Origin of the sequence: Bartonella queenslandensis AUST/NH15 (assembly GCF_000312585.1) — a bacterium.
Lineage (GTDB): Bacteria > Pseudomonadota > Alphaproteobacteria > Rhizobiales > Rhizobiaceae > Bartonella > Bartonella queenslandensis_A.
On sequence record NZ_HE998014.1, the window covers coordinates 4,685 to 6,397 of the forward strand.

The 1,713-nt window shown below is 34.9% G+C and carries 2 protein-coding genes and 1 pseudogene; all 3 read left to right on the forward strand.

The window, feature by feature from the left end; translation table 11 throughout:
* Positions 1–426 precede the first annotated feature (426 nt).
* The 3 genes and pseudogenes from BN338_RS09025 (at position 427) to BN338_RS13305 (ending at position 1,462) form a co-directional block, all read left to right on the forward strand.
* Positions 427–1,089 (forward strand): lysozyme, encoded by a 663-nt coding sequence (locus BN338_RS09025; protein WP_039761262.1) that lies wholly within the window; start codon positions 427–429, stop codon positions 1,087–1,089.
* Positions 1,086–1,314 (forward strand): annotated as a pseudogene (locus BN338_RS09030) (hypothetical protein). Before BN338_RS09025 ends, BN338_RS09030 begins: the two are co-directional and overlap by 4 nt.
* The gene (locus tag BN338_RS13305; protein WP_039761264.1) at positions 1,247–1,462 is read left to right on the forward strand and encodes a hypothetical protein; all 216 of its coding nucleotides are present in this window, start codon (positions 1,247–1,249) and stop codon (positions 1,460–1,462) included. Before BN338_RS09030 ends, BN338_RS13305 begins: the two are co-directional and overlap by 68 nt.
* Positions 1,463–1,713: the final 251 nt, after the last annotated feature.

A 1,713-nucleotide genomic window follows, 5' to 3' on the forward strand; every position in this document is an offset into this window, starting at 1 on the left:
ATAGCTTTTTGTTTTTATAAAAATTTGTATTTCGTATGTTGTAGATTTTAGTATTATTTAAAAATTAATGCCTATTATTGTGTTTTTTATTGAAAAGATCTTTTCCTCTCTAAAAAATNTTGGAATTTCTCAAGTAACTTTTCTCTAAATTATTTTAGATCAATTATTAATAGGTGGAATATCTGATTATAAATTGGTTTATCAAAAGTTTATTGTATTTAGGATCAAAAGAAAATTAACTAGTACGAAATGAATAGAAATTAAAATAATCTTTGTTGTAATTAAAAAACGATATGGTCTTTAACAGGTCGCGCTATGGTGGTTTTAGATCGATGAGTCTATTTCAAGGTTTCGTTCTTAAAAATTGAATTGCTGTAAGTTTTGAATTCATATCCTGCTTTGTGTGGTTTTTTATAGGGTAAAAAAATGCGAAAAATATCAACAGAAGGACTTGCTCTGATTAAGCAATGGGAAGGTTTGCGTTTAAGCGCCTATGAGGATTTCGGTGGAGTGTGGACAATTGGTTATGGGCATACAAGTGCATCTGGCGCCCCAAGAGTCCATAAAGAAATGAAAATTACAGAAAAAGAAGCTGAAAACATTCTTTGTCAAGACTTAAAAGAGTGTGAAGCCGCTATTGAAAAAGCTGTTACCGTTCCTTTAAGTGATGAACAATTCGCAGCTTTAGTATCATTCTCCTATAATGTAGGAATAACAGCTTTTTGCAAATCTACACTTTTAAAAAAACTCAATAAAGGTGAATATGAAGCGGTACCAACTGAATTGCAAAAATGGACAAGAGTAAAAGGAAAACGTATCCGCGGTCTTGTCAATCGCCGAGCAGCCGAAGCAGGGCTATGGGCGAAAGGAGCACATGTTGCCCCCAATTATCATGTAGTAGAAGCAGAAGGGGTGACAGGCATTTGCAAAATAGAAGCTCTTGCGCCAATCATAGGCTCTTTTTCAGGACTTGGGGGACTTTTTGCCGGAAATGGTCCTGTCCAATGGGCTTTAGCAGGCATTATGGTTTTAGCTGCTTGTACCGCTATGGTGTATATTGCTAAACGTTTTCAGGAACATCGCCTATGATTTTATGGATAAAAAAATATCTGACAGTGACGTCAGCAATCATAGCAGCTTTTTTTTATAGCTTTAGTGAAAGCCTTTTTCCTTGGAAAAGGAGTGGAGAGGCAAAAACAAACGAAGGAAGCTTTTAATATAGCGAAAACACGGCTTGAGGTAGAAAATGAAATTAATAAGAAAAGTGATGCTGATGTGCGCGATAAGCTTTCTAACTGGTTGCGCGACGAATGAACGAACCTCTTGTATTGGGTGGCTGCCAATTTATTTGAATCGACAAGACATCAATGTCATTAGCCCCAATTTGGCAAGAGATATTCTAAAACATAACGAACAAGGTGAGCGTCTATGTGGGTGGAAACATACACGAAAAGTGAAATGATGAAAGTGTAATTCCTCTGAAACATTAGTCAATGAAAAATTTGAAAGAGGTGAATATATTCAAAGTAGAAGCAGAGACACTTAAAGAGTTAAAACGCTTTGATGGTCTTTTAATTTGGTTGGAGTGATTGAATTTAATAGGAGTGATAAGGGGATGATATTTGGTTTGAAAAGAAAGGATTCAACTGGTTATATTTTCGTGAAATGATTGAATGTATCCAATATATTCTAAGGATATCTTTGTTATCTTAT